19 protein-coding genes and 1 riboswitch are annotated in these 20,751 nt (G+C 61.9%); of the genes, 5 read left to right on the plus strand and 14 right to left on the minus strand.

Annotated features, from left to right (window positions below):
- Window positions 1-84: 84 nt before the first annotated feature.
- The 4 genes from glmM to rlmE all read right to left on the minus strand — a co-directional run bounded on the left by glmM (window position 85) and on the right by rlmE (window position 5,307).
- Entirely contained in the window at window positions 85-1,437 is a 1,353-nt protein-coding gene (gene glmM, locus LVD10_RS06365; RefSeq protein ID WP_233006175.1) for a phosphoglucosamine mutase, read from the minus strand.
- Between the two features lie 75 nt (window positions 1,438-1,512).
- Entirely contained in the window at window positions 1,513-2,307 is a 795-nt protein-coding gene (gene folP, locus LVD10_RS06370; protein WP_233006686.1) for a dihydropteroate synthase, read from the minus strand.
- Between the two features lie 154 nt (window positions 2,308-2,461).
- The gene (gene ftsH / locus LVD10_RS06375; RefSeq protein WP_233006176.1) at window positions 2,462-4,381 is read right to left on the minus strand and encodes an ATP-dependent zinc metalloprotease FtsH; all 1,920 of its coding nucleotides are present in this window, start codon (window positions 4,379-4,381) and stop codon (window positions 2,462-2,464) included.
- Window positions 4,382-4,683: 302 nt separating this feature from the next.
- Window positions 4,684-5,307: a 23S rRNA (uridine(2552)-2'-O)-methyltransferase RlmE gene (rlmE, locus tag LVD10_RS06380; protein ID WP_233006177.1), complete on the minus strand. Its 624-nt coding sequence runs from the start codon at window positions 5,305-5,307 to the stop codon at window positions 4,684-4,686.
- A 147-nt stretch (window positions 5,308-5,454) separates the two neighbouring features.
- Between rlmE and yhbY the strand changes: the two genes are divergently transcribed.
- Window positions 5,455-5,757, plus strand: coding sequence for a ribosome assembly RNA-binding protein YhbY (gene yhbY, locus LVD10_RS06385; protein WP_233006178.1), 303 nt, complete (start codon window positions 5,455-5,457; stop codon window positions 5,755-5,757).
- A gap of 10 nt (window positions 5,758-5,767) precedes the next feature.
- On the opposite strand, the gene LVD10_RS06390 is transcribed toward yhbY, so the two are convergent.
- The 10 genes from LVD10_RS06390 to moaA all read right to left on the minus strand — a co-directional run bounded on the left by LVD10_RS06390 (window position 5,768) and on the right by moaA (window position 14,659).
- A complete protein-coding gene (locus LVD10_RS06390) occupies window positions 5,768-6,172 on the minus strand; it encodes a hypothetical protein (RefSeq protein ID WP_237062514.1) in 405 nt (134 codons plus the stop codon).
- Window positions 6,172-7,770, minus strand: a complete 1,599-nt coding sequence (locus LVD10_RS06395) for a S41 family peptidase (RefSeq protein WP_237062516.1) — start codon at window positions 7,768-7,770, stop codon at window positions 6,172-6,174. Before LVD10_RS06395 ends, LVD10_RS06390 begins: the two co-directional genes overlap by 1 nt.
- 60 nt (window positions 7,771-7,830) lie before the next feature.
- Window positions 7,831-9,222: a Re/Si-specific NAD(P)(+) transhydrogenase subunit beta gene (gene pntB / locus LVD10_RS06400; RefSeq protein ID WP_233006181.1), complete on the minus strand. Its 1,392-nt coding sequence runs from the start codon at window positions 9,220-9,222 to the stop codon at window positions 7,831-7,833.
- 18 nt (window positions 9,223-9,240) lie between these two features.
- Entirely contained in the window at window positions 9,241-10,791 is a 1,551-nt protein-coding gene (locus tag LVD10_RS06405) for a Re/Si-specific NAD(P)(+) transhydrogenase subunit alpha (protein ID WP_439651220.1), read from the minus strand.
- Between the two features lie 473 nt (window positions 10,792-11,264).
- Window positions 11,265-11,720, minus strand: coding sequence for a molybdopterin synthase catalytic subunit MoaE (gene moaE / locus LVD10_RS06410; RefSeq protein ID WP_237062518.1), 456 nt, complete (start codon window positions 11,718-11,720; stop codon window positions 11,265-11,267).
- A 2-nt stretch (window positions 11,721-11,722) separates the two neighbouring features.
- The gene (gene moaD, locus LVD10_RS06415) at window positions 11,723-11,971 is read right to left on the minus strand and encodes a molybdopterin converting factor subunit 1 (RefSeq protein WP_233006184.1); all 249 of its coding nucleotides are present in this window, start codon (window positions 11,969-11,971) and stop codon (window positions 11,723-11,725) included.
- Window positions 11,968-12,486, minus strand: coding sequence for a cyclic pyranopterin monophosphate synthase MoaC (gene moaC / locus LVD10_RS06420; protein WP_233006185.1), 519 nt, complete (start codon window positions 12,484-12,486; stop codon window positions 11,968-11,970). Before moaC ends, moaD begins: the two co-directional genes overlap by 4 nt.
- A 4-nt stretch (window positions 12,487-12,490) precedes the next feature.
- Window positions 12,491-13,021, minus strand: coding sequence for a molybdenum cofactor biosynthesis protein B (gene moaB, locus LVD10_RS06425; protein ID WP_233006186.1), 531 nt, complete (start codon window positions 13,019-13,021; stop codon window positions 12,491-12,493).
- Entirely contained in the window at window positions 13,014-13,688 is a 675-nt protein-coding gene (gene mobA / locus LVD10_RS06430) for a molybdenum cofactor guanylyltransferase (RefSeq protein WP_233006187.1), read from the minus strand. The genes moaB and mobA overlap by 8 nt, the downstream gene beginning before the upstream one ends.
- A 2-nt stretch (window positions 13,689-13,690) precedes the next feature.
- Window positions 13,691-14,659 (minus strand): GTP 3',8-cyclase MoaA, encoded by a 969-nt coding sequence (moaA, locus tag LVD10_RS06435; protein ID WP_237062520.1) that lies wholly within the window; start codon window positions 14,657-14,659, stop codon window positions 13,691-13,693.
- Window positions 14,648-14,856: riboswitch (molybdenum cofactor riboswitch) on the minus strand. (Overlaps the previous gene by 12 nt.)
- Before the next feature lie 662 nt (window positions 14,857-15,518).
- On the opposite strand from moaA, the gene LVD10_RS06440 reads away from it, so the two are divergent.
- The 4 genes from LVD10_RS06440 to LVD10_RS06455 all read left to right on the plus strand — a co-directional run bounded on the left by LVD10_RS06440 (window position 15,519) and on the right by LVD10_RS06455 (window position 20,628).
- Window positions 15,519-16,103: an ANTAR domain-containing response regulator gene (locus tag LVD10_RS06440; RefSeq protein WP_237062522.1), complete on the plus strand. Its 585-nt coding sequence runs from the start codon at window positions 15,519-15,521 to the stop codon at window positions 16,101-16,103.
- The gene (locus LVD10_RS06445; protein ID WP_237062524.1) at window positions 16,100-17,170 is read left to right on the plus strand and encodes a CmpA/NrtA family ABC transporter substrate-binding protein; all 1,071 of its coding nucleotides are present in this window, start codon (window positions 16,100-16,102) and stop codon (window positions 17,168-17,170) included. The genes LVD10_RS06440 and LVD10_RS06445 overlap by 4 nt, the downstream gene beginning before the upstream one ends.
- A 222-nt stretch (window positions 17,171-17,392) precedes the next feature.
- Complete coding sequence (locus LVD10_RS06450; protein WP_237062526.1) at window positions 17,393-18,859, plus strand: NarK family nitrate/nitrite MFS transporter; 1,467 nt, start codon at window positions 17,393-17,395, stop codon at window positions 18,857-18,859.
- 89 nt (window positions 18,860-18,948) lie between these two features.
- Window positions 18,949-20,628 carry a bifunctional protein-serine/threonine kinase/phosphatase gene (locus LVD10_RS06455; protein ID WP_237062529.1) on the plus strand — a complete coding sequence of 560 codons (1,680 nt, stop codon included), beginning with the start codon at window positions 18,949-18,951 and terminating at the stop codon, window positions 20,626-20,628.
- The last annotated feature ends 123 nt before the right edge of the window (window positions 20,629-20,751 follow it).

The following is a 20,751-nucleotide window of genomic DNA, read 5'->3' on the forward strand; positions in this document are numbered from 1 at the left end:
CAAATCTTAGCGATATTGCCGCCAACATACAACCTTAATGTAACAGCGTTTTTCCCGGCGAGCCCGGCCCTCAGCCCGTGCGGACTAACTGTTGCCGATGCGCGCCACGACTTCAGCAATACGCGCCGCCAGGGTCTCGACCTGGGTCCGCTTCTCGCCCTCCACCATGACCCGGATCAGGGGCTCAGTACCGGAGGGCCTCAGCAGTACCCGCCCGCGTCCCGCCAGCTCGGCCTCCACCTCGCTGACAGCAGTACGGACATCCTCGTGGTCCAGCACCCCGTCCCGGTGTGCCAGGCGCACGTTAATCATGTGCTGCGGTAGCATCTTCATACGGGTTTTCAGCTGATCCAGCGGCTCATCAAAGTCGGTGATGGCGCGCAGCGCCTGCAGGGCAGAAATTACGCCATCGCCTGTCGTGGTTGAATCAGCACAGATGATATGCCCGGAAGATTCACCGCCAAGCTTCCAGTCATTGGCGCTCATCTTTTCGAGAACATAGCGGTCGCCGACCTTGGCCCGCTCAAACGGGATCTCACGCTCGCGCAGGGCCAGCTCGAAACCGTAGTTACTCATCTGGGTCCCCACAACCCCGCTGCAGCCACCCAGGAACTGCTGGCGATGTATCGCGATCAGGAACAACAACTGGTCCCCATCCACCAGCTCACCATTGCGATCGGCGAACAGCACCCGATCGCCGTCACCATCAAAGGCGATGCCCAGGTCGGCACCCTGCTCGCGTACCGTCTGCTGCAACAGGCCCGGCCTGGTGGACCCACAGTCGAGATTGATGTTGTGGCCATCAGGGCTCACTCCCACCGCGACCACCTCTGCGCCCAGCTCGCGGAATACTTTCGGCGCAATATGGTAGGTGGCGCCATTGGCACAATCGAGCACGATTTTCAGCCCCTCCAGGGAGAACCCCCAGGGAGTTGATGCCTTACAGAACTCGATATAGCGGGCTGCGGCATCGTCGATCCGCCAGGCTTTGCCCAGGTCCGCCGCAGTTTCCATCGGCAGATCCATGGCCGCCTCAATGTCCAGTTCCACCTGGTCCGGCAGCTTGCTGCCGTCGGCGCTGAAGAACTTGATGCCGTTATCCTGGTAGGGATTATGGGAGGCACTGATCACGATCCCCGCCCGGGCGTGGAATGTACGGGTCAGGTAGGCAATGGCCGGGGTCGGCATCGGCCCCAGCAGGCCCACATCCACGCCCGCATTGATCAGGCCGGCCTCCAGGGCAGCCTCGAACATATACCCGGAAATACGGGTATCCTTGCCGATCAGGATGCTGCGGTGCCCACCGCGCTTGGCGCCGACCATCTGCCCCAGTACCTTGCCGGCGGCGTAGCCCAGGCGCAGCATGAAGTCCGGGGTGATCGGTCCCTCACCAACCTGGCCACGAATACCGTCAGTTCCGAAATACTTTCTTGCCATGCTTTTACATCTCTTCCATCTTTTTTAGGGACAACCACAAGTGCCCCCTCTGGAGAATAACCCGGGGACCAGCGGCTAGTCGGGCCGGTCCACCAGTTGCTGCAACCTGAGAACATCCACCGTTGCCGCCACGTCGTGTACCCGTAGTATGCGGGCTCCGCGCTGCGCCGCCAGCATGGCCAGCGCCAGGCTCCCCGGCAGGCGCTCGCTCACCTCACGGCCCAGCAGGCGCCCGATCATGGACTTTCTCGACAACCCTGCCAGCAGCGGGGTTCCCTCTGGCGCCACCCTTTCAAGCTCCCGCAGCAGGGCTAGATTGTGCTCATCTGTCTTGCCGAACCCGAATCCCGGATCCAGGATCAGGCGGCTGCGGGGGATCCCGACCTCTTCACAGGCCTGCATCCGGTGCTGTAAATAACCTCTGACTTCAGCCACCACATCACTGTATTCCGGGGCCTGCTGCATGGTGCCCGGCTGACCCTGCATATGCATCAGGCAGACTGGCAGGCCGGTGGCCGCCGCGGCTTCCAGGGCGCCGGGGCGCTCGAGGGCTCGCACATCGTTGAGCATTCCGGCGCCGGCTGCCGCTGCAGCTGACATCACCGCGGGCGTGCTGGTATCCACCGAAATCAGCGCCCCGAGCCGGCTGCTGATTGCCTCCACCAGCGGCACCACCCGATCCAGCTCCTGCTGTTCAGTCACAGGTTCCGCACCCGGGCGGGTGGACTCTCCGCCGATATCAATGATTGCCGCACCTTCCCGCAGCATCTGCTCGGCACGGGCCAGGGCCATGTCCAGGTCGAGGCTGCCCGAGCGATAGTAGCTGCCACCATCCGAAAATGAATCCGGCGTAGTATTGAGAACGCCCATCACCCGTGGAACGGAAAGGTCCAGGATTCGTCCGGCACACTCTAGCTGCACGTTACCCCCCAGGTTTGTGGTTGAGGTAGCCCTGCCGGTCACAGCCGGCGGTTACCATAAAAAAAACCAGGGCGAACCCTGGTTTTCGCTACCGCAATTGAACTCAGTGCCCGTTCAGGGGCCCGCCGACGGGATTCCCCTCATCGGCTGACGACGGATCGCGGCTCTTGTCGGTATCGTCCGCCTGGCCACTGCCACCGGACCCGAAATCATTGTCGTGCCAGTCGCGGGGCGGCCGCACCTTGCGTCGTGCCATCAGGTCGTCGACCTGCTCCGCGTCCAGCGTTTCGTACTCCATCAACGCATCCTTCATTGCCTCGAGGATATCGCGGTTCTCCTCCAGCAGCTTGTTCGCACGGTTGTAGCAGTCATCAATGATGCGGCGCACTTCCGTATCAATTTCGTTGGAGGTCTTGCCAGACACCGGGTTACCGGCGCCGGGCTGGCCACTCTCATCTTCTCCGTAGTGCAGAGGCCCCAGCTTCTCTGACAGGCCCCACTTGGTGACCATATTGCGGGCCAGCTCGGTGGCACGCTCGATATCATTGGAAGCACCGGTAGTCACACCTTCGGCGCCCAGGGTCATCTCCTCGGCAATACGACCGCCGAACAGCGAACACAGCTGCGACTCGATGGCTCGCTTGGAGATGCTGTACTTGTCCTCTTCCGGCAGGAACTGGGTCACGCCGAGGGCCCGGCCGCGGGGAATGATAGTGACCTTGTGTACCGGGTCATGCTCCGGCACCAGGCGACCGATAATGGCGTGGCCGGCCTCGTGGTATGCGGTGTTCACCTTCTCTTTCTCGCTCATCACCATGGACTTGCGCTCGGCGCCCATCATGATCTTGTCCCGGGCGCGCTCGAACTCTTCCATGGTCACGGTGCGACGGTTGGCTCGGGCCGCGAACAGGGCGGCCTCATTGACCAGGTTGGCCAGGTCGGCACCGGAGAAACCCGGGGTACCGCGCGCAATGGTCTGAGCGGAAACCGTGTCGGCCACCGGCACCTTGCGCATATGGACCTTCAGGATCTGCTCACGGCCGCGGATATCCGGCAGGCCAACGAACACCTGGCGGTCGAAGCGTCCCGGGCGCAGCAGTGCATGGTCAAGCACATCCGGGCGGTTGGTGGCGGCAATTACGATTACGCCCTCATTGCCCTCGAAGCCGTCCATTTCCACCAGCAGCTGGTTCAGGGTCTGCTCGCGCTCGTCGTGGCCACCGCCGACACCGGCGCCGCGATGGCGGCCCACGGCGTCGATCTCATCGATAAAGATGATACATGGAGCCTGCTTCTTGGCCTGCTCGAACATGTCCCGCACCCGCGAGGCACCCACGCCCACGAACATCTCCACAAAATCGGAACCGGAAATGGAGAAGAACGGCACCTTGGCCTCGCCGGCGATGGCCTTGGCCAGCAGCGTCTTACCGGTGCCGGGAGGGCCGGCCATCAGCACGCCACGGGGAATCGCGCCACCCAGGCGCTGGAACTTGGTGGGATCACGCAGGAACTCCACCAGTTCCTGCACGTCTTCCTTGGCCTCGTCCACACCGGCCACATCGGCGAAAGTGGTCTTGATCTGGTCCTCGCCCAGCAGGCGGGCCTTGCTCTTGCCGAACGCCATGGGACCGGACCGGCCACCGGCTCCGCCCTGCATCTGCCGCATAAAGAACATGAACACGGCAATAATGATCAGGATCGGGAAACTGGCCACCAGCAGCTGCTGCCAGATGCTGGGGGATTCCGGCTCGCGACCGACGAATTTCACGTCGTTGCGGACCAGCTCGTTGGTGAGCTCGTTATCGATGATCTGCGGCTGGATCGTCTTGAAGCGCTTGCCATCAGCGCGCTCGCCGGTAATCACGAGGCCATCGACGACCACGCTCTCCACCTGCCCGGCCTGCACGTCGCTCACAAATTCGGAGTAGCTGAGGGACTCATCCCTGGACTGCGGCTTGAAGTTCTGGAACACCATCAGCAGCACCGCCGCGATGATCAGCCACAGTACAAGGTTCTTTGCCATATCGTTCAAAGGGATCACCCTCTTGCTTTACTTAAACTGCCTCCGCACGGGTCCGGCTGACCCGCCGGGCTCAATCCCGGGGCCGGCACTCGCCGGCCGGCAGTCGCACTGCCCACACTGATTGCAGTGCCACCAGATCCAGTCACACCAGTATAGGTATGATAGGCATGTTGACCGCGTGTTCCGCTGCGCCACCACAGGGTCCGCTTATACCACAGACTGGGCATGTGGCAGAAGGGACCAGCCGGTCACGCAGCGCTTTTCCTATCGCATTTCCAGGGAAGCGCGGGCCTCTCCGGCAATCAGCCGCCCTTGAAGCCTCGCGCCACCACATAGACCTCGCGCGACCGGGGGCGTGAGGCCCCGGGCTTACGGGTCACGACACTGCTGTAGCTGGCCCGCAGGTCCCGGATCAGCTGGTCAAACCCCTCGCCCTGGAAGACCTTGGCCACGAATGCGCCACCGGGTTTCAGCACCTCGCGCGCCATATCCACGGCCAATTCCACCAGGTACATGGCCGCCGGCTGGTCGACGTCCCTCACCCCACTCATATTGGGGGCCATATCGGAAATCACAAGGTCGGCCCTGGCATCGCCCATATGCTCCAGCAAAGTATTGAGCACGGCTTCCTCGGTGAAATCACCCTGGACGAAATCCACCCCAGCGATCGGGTCCATGGGGAGGATGTCCGAGGCCAGCACGCGGCCCTTGTGACCCACCAGTTCCATCGCAACCTGCGACCATCCACCCGGCGCGGCGCCGAGATCCACAACCGTCATCCCGGGCTTGAACAGGCGGTCTTTCTTCTGCAGTTCCTGCAGCTTATAGCTTGCCCGGGAGCGGTAGCCCTCCTTCTGCGATTGTTTGACATAGGGGTCATTGAAATGTTCGCGCAGCCAGCGGTGGCTGCTTTTGGATCGGCCCATCGGTTACAATGCCTGGTATCTAAACAGCTTTCGCAGGAGCGGCCCCGGGCTGCGATCGCGGGTCCGCTGACCCGACACCGATCGCGGCCCGGGGCCGCTCCTACAATCGGTATCCAGAATGGATACCCAGTGGTAATGGAGTATTGTATGCCTTTAACTGCCGAGCGTAAAAAATCCCTGCGCAGCCTTGGCCACAACCTCAAGCCGGTCGTGACCGTCGCCGGCAAGGGACTGAGTGAAGGCGTGATGGAAGAGATCAACCGGGCCCTGGAGGATCACGAGCTGATCAAGGTCAAGTTGATGGTGGCTGACCGCGACCTCCGCCACCAGGTCATCACCGAGCTCTGCCAGCAGAGTGGCGCAGAACTGGTGCAGGAGATTGGCAAGATCGCACTGATCTTCCGGGCGGCCGAGAAACCCAAGGCCCGCACCTCGAACCTGCTCCGCTGATTCCCCCTTCCTACCGGGCCGGCTCCTCGGGCACACAATTGACCGCCGCCAGCTGGCGGCGGTCGCCCCCGGGCAGGCGCTGCAGCCAGCAGTGGCCATCTCCCAGCGACAACCGGAATCGGACAGGCTGAGACATTTCGCGCCCACCGAGATGGGGCTGGTCCAGGCTCCGCGGCGGATTGCGCTCGATGACCAGCAGGCTGCTGTCGGTAAATGCAGTTTCCGACAGCGTCACCGGCACCCCGCCCAGGGCCTCACTCACCGCCCGCTGTAACTCGGCGTTACCAGCCTCGCTTATCCCCGTGCGCACCGCCGGCACGTCACCACCCTGGGCCGGGGAGGAATTGCAGCCGGTTATCCCAGCCACCAGCAGCAGGCCGGCCAGGGAGAGCCGTGAGGAGAGGAGGCACATCATCACATCCCCCCCAGAATACGGTTTTCCCGCCACATGGACTTGAAGACGCTCTGGCCGCCGGATCCCTGCAGTCGCACATCCTGGCTCACCACACTGGAAGTACCAGACGCGAGGCTTCCACTGCAGCTACCGGTCTCGATGTAATTGAGGGCAGTGGCGAAGCGCGCCTCAGAGGGGTCGCCCAGCGGGCTGGCAAAATCATCGGCAACGGTGCATCCCGTCACGCCGGCACTGCCGGAACCATTGGGGACGAAGCCATCCGAGTACTCGCCAAACCCCTTGGCGTTCACGCCGGTGAACTGGATGGTGAAGTAGGTGGTACCGCAGTTATCAGTGGGGTAGAAGCCATAGGGCTTGCCGCAGGTCCGCTCGCCGATCTGCACCACCTGGACATCCACACCTCGCAGCCCATTGATAATCGCCTCACTGGCTGAACAGGTGGCGCCACCGGTAAGGACATACACTCGCGGAAGGTCCAGGGACGGAAGTGGCTGCCCCTGGGGCAGCTCACCGCCGCTGCCGGTGACATCGATGAATGGCAGCGGATCCAGGGGCTGGCCGGAGACCGGGTTGATCTCCGGGTGCTTGTCGTTGAACACCATCTGCTCGAACGTCATGCCGGTCGTGGGCACTTCCCCGGCGATCATGTAGGCCAGCTGGCTCGCCATGGTAAGCAGGCCACCGCCGTTGTAGCGCAGGTCCAGAACCAACTCGTCGACAGCCTGGGCGTCCAGGTATTCCACCGCCTCAACCAGCTGCTTCTCGGCGATAGCGATATGGTCATTGAACAGCAAATAGCCGACCTTGCGCCCCAGCGCCGCCTCTTCCACCTTTACGAACTGCACCGGATCCGTCGCGTAGGCGCCCGCGGTCAGGGTGATGGTTTGCACGCTACCGTCCACATACTCGAGCGTGAAGTCGTGCTCCTCACCGGCATTCTCCGGAAACAGGCCGGCATTCAGCGCCTCGATACCGGCATCGTCATCGGCGTTAACCAGGTCGACACCGTCAACCTCCAGCACCCGGGCACCACGCTCGGCGCCTGCCGGTTGTCCCTCCTGCTCCGTATAGGCGATCAACACCTCCCGCGGAGGACGCGATTCCAGTACGGCCCACTGCAGGCCATAGCCCAGGAAGACACCCGACTGGGACTGCGCTACCCACTCCTCGGTGGACAGGTAAAAATGAAAGTTATCCTTTCGGGCACCACTGTCGGTCACCTCATTGGTAACGAGCAGGTCGAAGTACTCCAGCACGCCGAAGTCGGCCGGGTCACGGTCCTCGATCTCGTCGTACCACAGGTACAGGTCGTTGCTCCAGGAGCGCAGCCAGTTCTTCTCATCCAGCGCCGTACCCTGGACATCCGGGAAGTCACTGCCGGCCCGGGGCGACTCACAGCGGCTGGCATAAGTGTCGGCAGGCAGGAAGACTCCGGGCTCCCAGGTGCTGCCATCATCACTTCCGCCATCGACCGCGGCCGGCCCGGGGGAAGAGGAACCCCCTCCCCCACCGCCACTGCAACCGCCGGCCAGGCAGGCCAGGCTGAAAAGAAGTGACCGGGACAGGCCGGCCAGCGAGGGGGCGTTGGAGAATTGCATTATTGTTGTTCGCTCAGTTTTTCTGCCAGCCGGGTGGCAGAGCCACCCGTTCACCTGGAATCAGCTGGAAAGCTTGCCCAGTACCGTCTGCAGGCTGTCTTTCGCATCGCCAAACAGCATACGGGCATTTTCCTTGTAGAACAGCGGATTGGCCACCCCGGCATAACCCGAGGCCATGGAACGTTTCAGAATTACCACTTTGCCCGCCTTCCAGCACTCCAGTACTGGCATGCCGGCAATCGGCGAGCCGGGCTTTTCCACCGCATCCGGGTTCACCGTGTCATTGGCGCCGATTACCAGCACCAGATCGGTATCGGGAAAGTCGCCATTGATTTCATCCATTTCCAGGACGATGTCATACGGCACGTTGGCCTCTGCCAGCAGTACGTTCATATGACCGGGCAGGCGCCCCGCCACAGGGTGGATGCCGAAACGAACAGTCTTGCCCTTCTGCCGCAGCTTTTCAGTCAGGTCACTGACCGCCTGCTGCGCATGGGCCACGGCCATGCCAAAGCCCGGAACGATAATAATGCTGTCTGCCGCATCCAGGTCATCCGCCACTTCATCGAAGCTGGTCTCTACCACTTCACCGTCGACCTCGCCATCGCCCACTTCACCGCCGTCAGAGCCGAAACCACCCAGGATCACACTGATAAAGGAGCGGTTCATTCCCCGGCACATGATGTAACTGAGGATGGCACCGGAGGAGCCGACCAGCGCGCCCACCACGATTAACAGGTCATTGCTCAGCATAAAACCGGTGGCAGCCGCAGCCCAGCCGGAATAGCTGTTGAGCATCGAGATCACCACCGGCATATCCGCGCCACCGATCGCCGCGATCAGGTGGATACCCAGCAGCAGGGCAATGGCCGTCATGATCAGCAGGTTAAGGACAGTGCCGGCACCCAGGTCTGCGGGAATAAACAGCCAGCCGAGGAACAGGCAGGCCAGTATTGCCGCCAGGTTGAGCCAGTGCCGCGCCGGCAGCATCAGCGGCTTGCCGCTGACGATTCCCTGCAGCTTGCCGAATGCCACCAGTGAACCGGTGAGGGTAATCGCACCGATAAAGATCCCCAGGAAGATCTCGGTGTTGTGCACGATGTGCTCGGCACCAGTCAGGTTCAGGCGCGGGTCCAGGAAGCCTCCCCAGCCGATCAGTACCGCGGCCAGGCCCACGAAGCTGTGCAGCAATGCCACCATCTGCGGCATCTGGGTCATGGCCACTCGCCGCGCCAGGAAGATACCGATCACCGCGCCGACGGCCATGGCAATAGCCACCATCCAGTAGGCGCCGGAGACGATACCCGCGATAGTGGCAATGATTGCCACCGCCATACCCACCATGCCGTAGATATTGCCCCGCCGCGCGGTCTCGTGACTGGACAGCCCGCCGAGACTGAGAATAAACATCACCGCGGAGAAGAGATACGCCATCGAAATCATACCGTTCATTGTTATTCTCCTCTCCAGTTAACGCCGAAACATTTTCAGCATGCGGTAGGTAACAAAGAACCCACCAAAGATATTGATGCTGGCCACGAGCACTGCAACGAACGCCAGCAATGTCACCAGGCCCGAGCCCGTAGCCCCCACCTGCAACAGCGCACCGACAACGACAATGCCGGAAATGGCATTGGTAACACTCATCAGGGGTGTGTGCAGGGCATGGGTAACATTCCAGATCACCTGCCAGCCGACGAAAATGGCCAGCACAAAAACCGTAAAGTGCGAGACAAAGTCAGCTGGAGCCACCCGACCAAGCCAGAGCAGCAGGGCCCCGGCAATGGCCCAGAAGGCCAGGATCGACAGCGGCGACGTTTTCTTCGGCGCCTTGGCTTCCGGTTTCGGTGCGGCTTCCGCGGACTTTTCCGGGGCAGGCTTGGGCTGCACAGAAACCTTGGGAGCGGGTGGTGGCCAGGTAATTTCCCCTTCGCGAACCACCGTGGCACCGCGAATCACTTCATCCTCGAAATCGATATTGATCTCGCCATCCTTCTCTGGCGCCAGCTCAGCCAGCAGGTGGGTCAGGTTGGTGGAGTAAAGCTTTGAGGACTGGGTGGCGGCCCGGCTCGGCAGGTTGGTGTAACCGATGATGGTTACACCGCTTTTCACCACCTTTTCGTCTTTTTCGGTGTAATCGCAGTTGCCACCCATTTCCGCGGCGAGGTCCACCACGACAGAGCCCTCCGGCATGCTGTCGACCATGTCCGCCAGCCATAATTTCGGTGCCGGCTTGCCCGGGATCAGGGCGGTGGTGATAACAATATCCACTTCTTTCGCCTGCTCACGGAACAGGGCCATCTCGGCATCGATAAATGCCTGGGACATTTCCTTGGCATAGCCACCCTGGCCAGAACCCTCCTCTTCGATCTCCACAGTAAGGAAATCGGCACCCATGGATTCTACCTGCTCGCGCACTTCTGCACGGGTATCGAACGCACGGACCATGGCGCCCATACTTTTGGCGGTACCAATCGCGGACAGGCCCGCGACACCGGCACCGATCACCAGCACCTTGGCCGGCGGGATTTTACCGGCAGCGGTGATCTGGCCGGTAAAGAAGCGCCCGAAGTTATGCGCCGCCTCGATCACAGCCCGGTAACCGGCGATATTTGCCATGGAGCTCAGCGCATCCATTTTCTGCGCGCGGGAGATACGCGGTACCGACTCCACCGCCAGGGCATTGATATTCTTTGCCGCAAGCTTCTCCAGCAACTCTTCACTCTGAGCCGGCTTGAGGAATGCGACCAGGGTAGCGCCAGAGGGAATCAACTCTATTTCTTCATCGGTGGGCGCCTGGACCTTGAACACCAGGCCCGCATCTTTCAGGCAGGCCGCGGCGTCCTCACGGATTTCCGCACCAGCCTCCCGGTAAGCTTCGTCTGCAAAGCTTGCGGCAGCGCCAGCCCCTTTCTCGATAACGACGGAAAAACCCAGATCCTGCATGCGCCGCACGCTCTCCGGCGTGGCCGCAACCCGCGCCTCCCCCGGAGCGGATTCTTTTGGTATGGCTATGATCAACGCGTTACTCCCTCTGTCATTGTTATGAAAACACCAGGTCGACCAGCTGGCTCGCCGTGGCACACACGAAATGCAGTTCCATGGGTAACCAAATGGCCTGCCTGGGGACATCGCTGGAATCGATTCTAACCACGGGGGGAAATTTATGAAAACAAAAGAGACTGAAGCCCGGTATCAACGGGATCAATAGTGGCCATAAAAAAAGGGTTATGGGAAAAACCACTACCAGAATCAATCATTGCAATTGATATTCAACGCCATAATCGCCTCTACCCTACTGGCAAAAGCGGTATTTTCCCCAGTCAACAAGGGTATAGCGATTATTCCTAAGGTTGAAAAACTGGCTGGGAAAATATACCCGCCGCTTTCTTTGCTGCAGAAATGGCGTCATTTACGACGCAACGGTAGCCTCACATTCAGGTGCCATTGGCGAGCTTTCTATCATTTCTTGCCATTCCATTACAGCCAATTTGTCAGCGCCACTTCTCCAGGGCCTCGTGATCACTGGCACGAGATTCCACCCACCGCGCCCTACCGCTGCCACTTTCCTTTTTCCAGAAAGGTGCTTCGGTCTTTAGCAGGTCGATGATATAGCCACATGCATCCAGGGCCGACTGGCGGTGGGGGGCGGTCACCCCCACAAATACAATATCGTCACCGGGAACCAGTTGGCCCACCCGATGCAGGATCCGCACCCGCCCCAGGGACCAGCGTTCCAGCGCACGCTGCCCGATATCCGCCAGTACCTTCTCCGTCATTCCCGGGTAGTACTCCAGTGCCAGTGCCGTGACCGGGTCCCCGCTGGTGAAATCACGCACCGAACCGACGAATATCGTCGTGGCGCCGTCACTGTGATTGTCCGCACGCAAGAGCCCGAACTCGGCGCCGGTATCAAATTCGTGCTCCTGTACCCTGACTTCAACCGACACCGTCACCCCCCGGTCACCGGTGGGAAGAAAGCCACTTCGTCCCCGGCTTTCACCGTGCTCGAGTCCCCGGCCAGGGCCTGGTTGAGGGCCACCTGCAGGTTCCCGCGGCCGAGCGCGACCGCCCACTTTTCCCCGCGCTGCTGCAGGGCTGCCCTGACCTGGCTGATGTCACCCATGCCAGCCACGGGAAGCTCCAGCTGCTCGCAACCCAGCTCTTCCCGCAGGCTGGCAAAAAAAAGTATGCGAATCACCAGTGCTCCTCCGCGGTTGCCAGTCCGGGTTCCGCATCACCCTGTGGTGACGTCCAGTGTCCATGTTTGCCCCCGGATTTCTCCAGCAGGTGGATATTGCCGATGGCAATGGCCGGATCGACCGCTTTGCACATATCATAAATGGTCAGTGCCGCCATCGATGCTGCGGTCAGGGCTTCCATTTCCACCCCGGTGCGCCCCGCCAGCCGGCAGAAGCTGCGGATACGGACAGAGCAATGATCCGGGTCCAACGCAAACTCCACCTGGACCTTGCTCAGCGCCAGCGGATGACACAGGGGAATCAGGTCGGCGGTTTTTTTCGCCGCCTGGATGCCGGCAATGCGTGCCACCGAGAGCACGTCACCCTTGCGGTTATTACCCTCCGCCAGCTGCCGAAAGGCCGCCTCACTCATGCGTACTTCTGCAGCGGCACGGGCGCCCCGGTCGGTTACCGACTTGTCAGTGACGTCGACCATGCTGGCTTCACCGCGCTGGTTCAGGTGCGTCAATTCCATGCGCTTACCCTCGCTGCAGGTGCGTTACAAAGTTGCAGGGCCGGAAATTGGAATCCAGCTGCTGGCAGAGTATCTGCTCCCACGCGGTACGGCAGGCACCGGTGGAACCAGGCACACAGCACACCAGTGTGTTATTGGCCAGGCCCGCCAGTGCGCGGGACTGGATTGTGGAGGAACCGATCTCCTGCAGCGACACTGCACGGAACAGTTCCCCGAACCCCTCAACCTGCTTGTCGAACAACGGCTGCAGGGCCTCCGGGGTGGAGTCGCGACCACTGAAACCGGTACCACCAGTGGTTAGCACCACCTGGACGGCGGGATCCGCTATCCACAGGGAAACCTGGGCCCGCAACTGGTAGACATCATCCGGGACGATCTTTCGCTCCATCAGGTTATGGCCTGCGGCGCGCAGTACCTCGGCCAGGTACTGGCCCGAGGTATCCGTGTCCCCGGTGCGGGTATCAGATACGGTCAGCACTGCCACATTGAGCGGCACGGGTACCGTTGCGGTAGTTTCGTTGGTGTGATCAGTCATGGATACTCTCCTGTAATTCTCGCCCACGGCCGGGGATCCCTGTTTGCGGAGATCCCAGGATACGCAGCAGCCGGCTGAATTCAGCCGGGCAATTAACATTCATTTGCCAGCCACTCTCCCCCACCGGTAACTCTGTACCGCCGAGCTGGTGAACCAGCTGTCGCAGGGAGGCGTCCCCCCGGCCGGCGGAGACATCCCGCAGGTAATCCCGGGCGTTATCGTCGAGGCGCAGCCACAGCGGCAGCCACAGGCGCTCATAACAGAGTGCACGGGCACCGTTCCCAACACCTGCACGGCACAGGGCTGCCAGCGGGGCCACTGTCAACAGCGGCATGTCGACGGGGACAGCGAGGATTGCCGGCGGTCCCGCGCCCCCAGCGGCCGGTTCCAGCACCCCGGCCAGATCCTCGGCAATCGCATGCAGCCCACTGACCGGTCCCCGCGACGAACCGATATCCGCCACCCCGCCCCAGGCTGCCCCACTGACCCTGGTAGCCAGCCAGCGAGCGGGAAACTGCCGGCGCAACTCCTCCAGATGCCCCACCGCACGCTCTAACAGCGTTTCTCCGCCGGGCAGCACCATCGCCGCCTTGTCCTGCCCCATGCGACGGGACCCTCCGCCAGCCAGCACCACGGGGCAGATAATACTGGTACGTGTATCGGCCACGATCAGCCCCCCAGCATTGACAGGTTACGGGTTGCGCCGACCTGTTCCTGCTGCAGGTAGTGGCTCGGTTCCTTGGCACCGATTTCCCGGCGGATCCTCTCCGCAAGGGCAGCACTGTCGCCGGCAGCAATTTCGGGATAGAGGTCAATGCCGTGCTCGGCGAACAGGCACAGGTGCAGGCGGCCCTGGGCGGACACCCGCAGCCGATTGCAGCTATCGCAGAAATCTTCGCTATACGGGGTAATAAAACCGATACGGCCGAGGTAATCCGGGTGACGATATTCGCGGGCAGGCCCGGCATCCCGTGGCCGCTCTACCAGTTGCCAGCCATCCCGCACCAGTTCCCGCTCCACGGCGTCACCACGAATATGGTTGCTGGCAAAAAACTCGCGATTGTCACCGGTGCGCATCAACTCGATAAACCGCAATGTCACCGGCGTATGCCGCAGCCAGCCCAGGAACTCACGCAGGCGCCGGTCGGCGCCGCCCTGCAGCAACATGGCGTTCACCTTTACTTCAAGCCCCAGCGCCCGGGCCTGCTCGATACCGCGCAGTACCCTCGGCAGGCAGTCATGCCCGGTAAAATCGGCAAACTCCGCCGGGTCCAGCGTGTCGATGCTGATATTCAGCTGGTCGAGGCCGGCGTCACACCACTGGCCGATCACCCGTGGCAGCTTGTAGCCGTTGCTGGTCACCGCGACCCGGCGGATACCCGGGGTGGCCTTGGTGGCGGCAATGATTTCCGGGAGGTCTGCACGCAGGGAGGGCTCACCCCCGGTCAGCCGCACTTTCTGCGTACCGAGGCTGGCAAACGCGCGCACCACGGTCGATATCTCCGCAGTGCCCAGGTGGGGGGAATTGTCCGTCGCCTGGTACCCTTCGGGCAGGCAATAGTCGCAACGGAAGTTGCAGACATCTGTGACGGACAGCCGCAGGTAATAGAACCTGCGCCCATGGTTGTCTGTAAGCATCAAACGCCTTTCCAAGTCAGCGAGCCCGCAGGGATTGCAGGCTCTCGGGAGGCCGGAGGATTTCTCCGCCGACCCTGGTGGCCCGGCCAGTGTGGAAGTTCCGCCAACTGGTGGCCACGGCCCGACTCCCCTATCCAGCCCCGGTACTCATGGGCTGGGCCGGACTTAGGGAAACGGGCTCGGTGTTTGTGATCGGTATCAGTGGTTTTATTGTCCTGCTCGGGACGCTCTCTCCTGTCAGGATTGTTTCTGTTTCCGGAAAAGGCGCTCCCGAAGTAAATATTCCCAACAAAAGGAAATATCCGGTTTCTTCGATTTACCTCTCCCGGCGAATTCACGGGGTGCCGGCAATTCCACAGGCAGCCACCCGATCCATAGCACGCAAGCTTTATGCCATAGATCGGCCAGGCCCGGCCAGCCGAGTGGCGCCCCAATACCCGCACAAAGCGAACTTGCCTGTTACGGTATCCCCGGCGCGCATCTGCGAGTGCCCACTCCCGGGTCACCGCACGCGCCATACCGGACGGCTCGCACCAAAAAAACACTTTGCAGGCAGGCTGGCACCAAAACGGCGCAAACTGCCCCGGGCCAATACCCAAAATAGCACGGGGCTTCACGCACGGACCATGGCATTTAGTGCTTTGCCCTAATTGGTATGATTCTTGATTGCCAATACCACAGGCAACGGGGCCCGGCGATAACAGGATTTATCGCCGGGCTTTTTTGTGGGTGCCTGCCCGGCCCAGCCTCCCGCAGTAACAGCCGGTGCGGTCTGGCACTGCGCTTGCACCGATTTAACCAGTGACACCCGGAACCAGAAAGACTCAAGCGACAAGACGGTGAGACAACAGCAGGTCCAATGAACGACCCCCTTGGCATCATGCTGGTCGACGACCAGCCAGAACGAGCAGAAATGGTCTGCCGGCAGCTCCGCGCTGCCGGTTACCGCCTGCTCGTGCACCTGAATAGTGCTGCCGGCCTGCTGCAACAGGTGGATAACCATCGTCCGGATATTGTCCTGATCGATATTGAGTCACCAGACCGGGATATCCTGGAGAGCCTGTCGATCATCAATCGACAGAACCCCACCCCGGTGGCCATGTTCTCCGCCCGCGGGGGCGCTGACTTTATTACCAGTGCTGTGGAGGCCGGAGTCAGTGCCTATATGGCCGAGGGACTGAGTGCCGAACGCGTGACACCGGCGATCGAGATCGCCATGGCGCAGTTTCGCAGCTACCAGCAGTTGCGCGCATCCCTGGAGCGGACCCAGCAACAACTGCATGAACGCAAGACCATCGAGCGTGCCAAGGGCCTGCTGATGGCAAGGAAAAACCTCGATGAACAGGCGGCTCACAAGACCCTGCGCAACCTGGCCATGAACAGCAACTCCACCATGCTCGCGGTGGCGGAACAGATCATTAACCACTTACAGTCCCAGTCATGACCCCAGCCTCACCACTGCACCTGGAAAAGCGACATATCAAACTGCTGTACCTGCGGCTGACCGACAGCGCGCCGCTGGTAGTAGCGCAGGAGGAGGGATTTTTTGCCCGGTTTGGCCTGACAGTGGAACTGCAGCGGGAAACCTCCTGGGCGACTCTGCGTGATCGCCTGATCAGCGGCGTCGCCGATGGTGCAGCCATGCTCGCCCCCATGCCGCTGACCCTGTCACAGGCCCTGCCCCAGTGCGAGGAGCAACTACTGACCGGCCTGATCCTGAGTTGCAACGGCAACGCCATTACGCTTTCGCAGAACCTTTTCGAGTCACTCGGACTGGGCAACGGTGGGGGCGATAGCAGCACCACCGGTGCGGCACTGCGGGACTACCTGCATGCACAGCCCGCGTCGGCCCCGCCACTGAAACTGGCGACGGTTTATCCCCACTCCAGCCACACGCTACAGCTGCGCCACTGGCTACGCCTGGCCGGTATCGATCCCGACCGGGACCTGCAGCTACATATCCTGCCGCCGGAACAGATGGTAACGGCACTGCAGCGGGGTGATATCGATGGTTACTGCGTGGGTGAACCCTGGAACACCATTGCCGCACAACGGGGACTGGGCGTAATCGTGGCAGCCTGCAATGCCCTGCTGCCGGCCATGCCGGAGAAAGTGCTTGCCGTTACTGCGGGCTGGCACACCAGGCACCCACAGACGCACCTGGCCCTGCGCGCCGCATTGCTGCAGGCCTGCACCTGGCTTGGCGACCGCGCCCAGCGACGTGATGCGGTGGCGCTGCTCGCGCAACAACACTACCTGGACCTGGATGCCGACAGCCTGGCCCCCTCACTGAATGACCAGCTGCACTGTCAACATGGCCAGCCCCCGGCAGCCAATCCCGGCTGGCACCTGTTTGCGCACACCGACAGCGACTGCGGGCGCCCGACCCGGGAAAAGGCAACGCAACTGCTGGAGCTATGCGGCAAGTTCTCACCGGTGTCCCCGCAAGCTGCCGGGGCTTTCCGCGAGGAGCTGTACCAGCAGGTGCTGGATTATCTCGGCAAGCACTGAACCCGGACAGCGTGCCCGGCAAATTGCACCGGCACCAGGAAATTAAAGCGGCGAATGCCGCTCACAGAGAAAACTAGAAACCTGGACAACGAAGTCCACCGGCCGCAGCCAAGGCTGCACCCGTGGGCTTTTTTTATGCCCGCGGCCGCGCGCGGTGTGCCATCGAGACCAGAGGATATCGACCGGCATGCCCGCATTGCACAGCGATAAGAGGAAGCAACCATGTCCAGCCAATCACTGAACCTGTTTTCATTCCGCGGGAATATACGGATTCTCCACCTCACCTGGGTGGCATTTTTCATCAGTTTTTTTGCCTGGTTTAACCACGCGCCCCTGCTGATGGCAATCTCCGACAGCCTGTCGTTAAGCCCCGGGCAGGTAAAGACGCTGCTGATACTGAACGTGGCACTGACCATTCCCGCGCGTATCGTGATCGGAATGCTCACCGACCGCTATGGCCCACGCTTGACCTACTCCATACTGCTGGCAGTTGGCAGCATTCCCTGTTTTATTTTCGCCCTCGCTGACAGCTTCGTACAGGCGGCCCTGGGCCGCCTGCTCCTCGGTTTTATCGGCGCTGGCTTTGTGGTGGGGATCCGCATGGTTTCCGAATGGTTCCCGGCCCGACAGCTGGGCACGGCTGAGGGAATCTACGGCGGCTGGGGTAATTTCGGCTCGGCGGCGGCAGCCATAACCCTGCCCACGATTGCCCTCCTGTTCGGCGGTGATGATGGCTGGCGCTACGCAATCGGCCTCACCGGCGTACTCGCGCTGGGATACAGCTTTGTGTACTACCGCAGTGTGACCGACACCCCCAAGGGATCGACTTACTTCAAGCCGCGCAGGATGGGCGGCATGGAGGTCACCAGCCGCGGCGACTTTGCCCTGCTGCTGGTGATGAAACTGCCGCTGTACGCCGCCCTGGCCCTGCTCACCTGGAAGCTATCCCCCGCGGGGGTAGCCTTGCTGGACGGAACCTGGGCCAGCCTGGTCTATACGGCGCTGGTACTCCTCTATGTCCTGGACGCCCGCCGCTGCTGGGAAATCAACCGCGAGGTACTGCAGACACCACCGGCGCCCGCGCATCGATACCAGTTCAAGCAGGTCGCGATCCTCAACCTGCTCTATTTCGCCACCTTTGGCTCTGAGTTGGCGGTAGTCTCCATGCTACCGCTGTTTTTTTCCGAAACCTTCAGCCTCGACCCGGTGCGGGCCGGGCTGCTGGCCTCCGGATACGCCTTCATGAACCTGGTGTCCCGCCCGGTGGGCGGCCTTTTCAGTGACAGGTTCGGTCGCCGGGCCACGCTCCAGGTCCTGGTACTGGGCCTGATGGCGGGTTACCTGGCGATGAGCCAGATCGACAGCACCTGGCCACTGCTACTGGCCGTGGCCGCCGCCATGGGCTGTTCCTTTTTCGTGCAGGCCGGTGAGGGTGCGGTCTTCGCCGTGGTGCCCCTGATCCAGCGGCGCCTTACCGGGCAGATTGCCGGCATGACAGGCGCTTACGGCAATGTGGGGGCAGTGTTTTACCTGACGGTATTGAGCCTGGTTTCCTACGAGGCCTTCTTCCTGGTGATTGCCGCCACCGCGCTGGTGGGCTTTGCCGTGCTCCTGCTGATGGAGGAACCGCAGGGGCAGATGGCGGAAGTGCTGCCGGATGGCAGCGTCTCACTGATCGATGTGACCTGAATACCATGCCTTCCGCGACCGACACGCACGTCCCGCAAGGCACAGACAGCCGAGCCAGGGCGGATGACAGGCGGCAGGAAGCGCTGGTCATGACCAGCGCTTCCTGTGCCGGACGGCGGGTCCATAACGATGATGCATGTGCGGTCTGTGCGCCCAGTGGCTCCGCACGCCTGTTCCGCGGAGCCCTGGCAGCGGTCGCAGACGGGGTTGCCAGTGCCGAAGCCGGCGGTGAGGCGGCGCGCGCGGCGATCAGTGGGTTCCTGTCCGACTACTACAGCACGCCCGAAACCTGGTCCGTCAAACAGGCGGCCGCGCGGGTGCTGCACGCACTGAACAGCTGGCTCTACCGCCAGGGCGGCGGCAGCCGGGAACTCCGCCAGGGCTGGCTGACCACATTTTCCTGCGTGATTTTCAAGGGCGCCAGTGCCCACCTGATCCATATCGGCGACTCCCGTATCTACCGGTTGCGCGGCGACACCCTGGATTGCCTTACTTGTGACCACAGCCGAGCTTTAGGACGCAACCGCACCTTCCTGGCCCGCGCCCTGGGTATGGACGCCCATATTGAGGTGGACTACCGCTGTGAGCAGCTGGAGCAGGGCGATATCTTCCTGGTCTGCAGCGACGGGGTGCACGACTACCTGGCCCCGGCGCGCATCGCGACAATACTGCGAGCACAGACCGACGACCCCGCCCGGGCACTTCTGGACGCGGCGCTCGCTGCCGGTTCGGAAGACAACCTGAGCGCAGCTGTGGTCCGTGTCCGGGTGTGCCCGGAACCGGAAAGCGAGGACCTGCTGGGGCAGCGCGACAGGCTGCCCTTCCCCCCGGACCTGCGCCCCGGCAACCGGCTCGATGGTTTCCTGGTCCTGCAGGAGCTGCACGCCAGTGCCCGCAGCCAGCTCTACCTGGCCCGCGATACCGGCAGTGGTGCCCTGCGTGTCATCAAGACACCGTCGGCCAATTTTATTGATGACCCGGCCTACATAGAGAACTTTATTGCCGAGGAATGGACCGGCAGGCGGCTGGATCACCCGGGTATCGTGCGCATCTATGCCCCACCGGCGTCTCAACAGTTCCTCTACCACGTGATGGAATATGTCGAGGGCCAGAGCCTGCGCCAGTGGCTGGAACTGAACCCGGCGCCGCCAATCGAGCAGGTGCGGGAACTGGTGCAGCAACTGGTCAGTGCACTGCGACGATTGCAACGGATGGAGATTATCCACGGCGACCTGAAACCCGAGAACATCATGATCTCCGCCGACGGACGCCTGAAGCTGGTCGACCTGGGCGGCGCAAATGCGGCAGGACTCAGGGAGCACCTGCACCATCGCAGCGACCGGGTCCCGGGAAGCAAGAATTATATTGCTCCCGAATACTTTCTCGGCGATGCCGCCAGTCACCGATCAGACATTTTTTCCCTCGGGGTAATCACCTATGAGTTGCTCACTGGCCATTATCCCTATCGCGAGCGAGCAGGCGACCGGCTTTACCGGCTGCACAACTACAGCGCGCTCCACTATCGGCCAGCCAGGAATCACCGCCCGGAGTTACCGTTGTGGATCGACAGGGCCCTGCAGAGGGCCTGCCATCCCAACCCCCGTCATCGCTACGCGGCCCTGTCGGAGTTTGTCCACGACCTGCACACACCCAACCCCGAGTTCACCCACGCGGACAGCGCGCCACTGATGGAGCGCAACCCGCTGCTGTTCTGGCAGCTCGTAGCACTGCTGTTACTGCTCTCGCACCTGCTGCATTTCCTGCAGTGACAAACCGGAACAAAACCTTGCGCAACACCCTGCCGGCACCAACACGGTGCAACCCGGCCGCCCCTGCACCAGCTTGCCGCACACCAGTCACAGGCAGCAGCGGCAAACCCGCATAAACCGGTG

Origin of the sequence: Microbulbifer zhoushanensis (genome assembly GCF_021729055.1) — a bacterium.
Classification (GTDB): Bacteria; Pseudomonadota; Gammaproteobacteria; order Pseudomonadales; family Cellvibrionaceae; genus Microbulbifer; species Microbulbifer zhoushanensis.

Coding starts and splice junctions, on each gene's coding strand:
- glmM (WP_233006175.1), bottom strand. CDS start 1,437: ATGGCAAGAAAGTATTTCGGAACTGACGGTATTCGTGGCCAGGTTGGT.
- folP (WP_233006686.1), bottom strand. CDS start 2,307: ATGGGCGTTCTCAATACTACGCCGGATTCATTTTCGGATGGTGGCAGC.
- ftsH (WP_233006176.1), bottom strand. CDS start 4,381: ATGGCAAAGAACCTTGTACTGTGGCTGATCATCGCGGCGGTGCTGCTG.
- rlmE (WP_233006177.1), bottom strand. CDS start 5,307: ATGGGCCGATCCAAAAGCAGCCACCGCTGGCTGCGCGAACATTTCAAT.
- yhbY (WP_233006178.1), top strand. CDS start 5,455: ATGCCTTTAACTGCCGAGCGTAAAAAATCCCTGCGCAGCCTTGGCCAC.
- LVD10_RS06390 (WP_237062514.1), bottom strand. CDS start 6,172: ATGATGTGCCTCCTCTCCTCACGGCTCTCCCTGGCCGGCCTGCTGCTG.
- LVD10_RS06395 (WP_237062516.1), bottom strand. CDS start 7,770: ATGCAATTCTCCAACGCCCCCTCGCTGGCCGGCCTGTCCCGGTCACTT.
- pntB (WP_233006181.1), bottom strand. CDS start 9,222: ATGAACGGTATGATTTCGATGGCGTATCTCTTCTCCGCGGTGATGTTT.
- moaC (WP_233006185.1), bottom strand. CDS start 12,486: ATGGAATTGACGCACCTGAACCAGCGCGGTGAAGCCAGCATGGTCGAC.
- moaB (WP_233006186.1), bottom strand. CDS start 13,021: ATGACTGATCACACCAACGAAACTACCGCAACGGTACCCGTGCCGCTC.
- moaA (WP_237062520.1), bottom strand. CDS start 14,659: ATGCTTACAGACAACCATGGGCGCAGGTTCTATTACCTGCGGCTGTCC.
- LVD10_RS06440 (WP_237062522.1), top strand. CDS start 15,519: ATGAACGACCCCCTTGGCATCATGCTGGTCGACGACCAGCCAGAACGA.
- LVD10_RS06445 (WP_237062524.1), top strand. CDS start 16,100: ATGACCCCAGCCTCACCACTGCACCTGGAAAAGCGACATATCAAACTG.
- LVD10_RS06450 (WP_237062526.1), top strand. CDS start 17,393: ATGTCCAGCCAATCACTGAACCTGTTTTCATTCCGCGGGAATATACGG.
- LVD10_RS06455 (WP_237062529.1), top strand. CDS start 18,949: ATGACCAGCGCTTCCTGTGCCGGACGGCGGGTCCATAACGATGATGCA.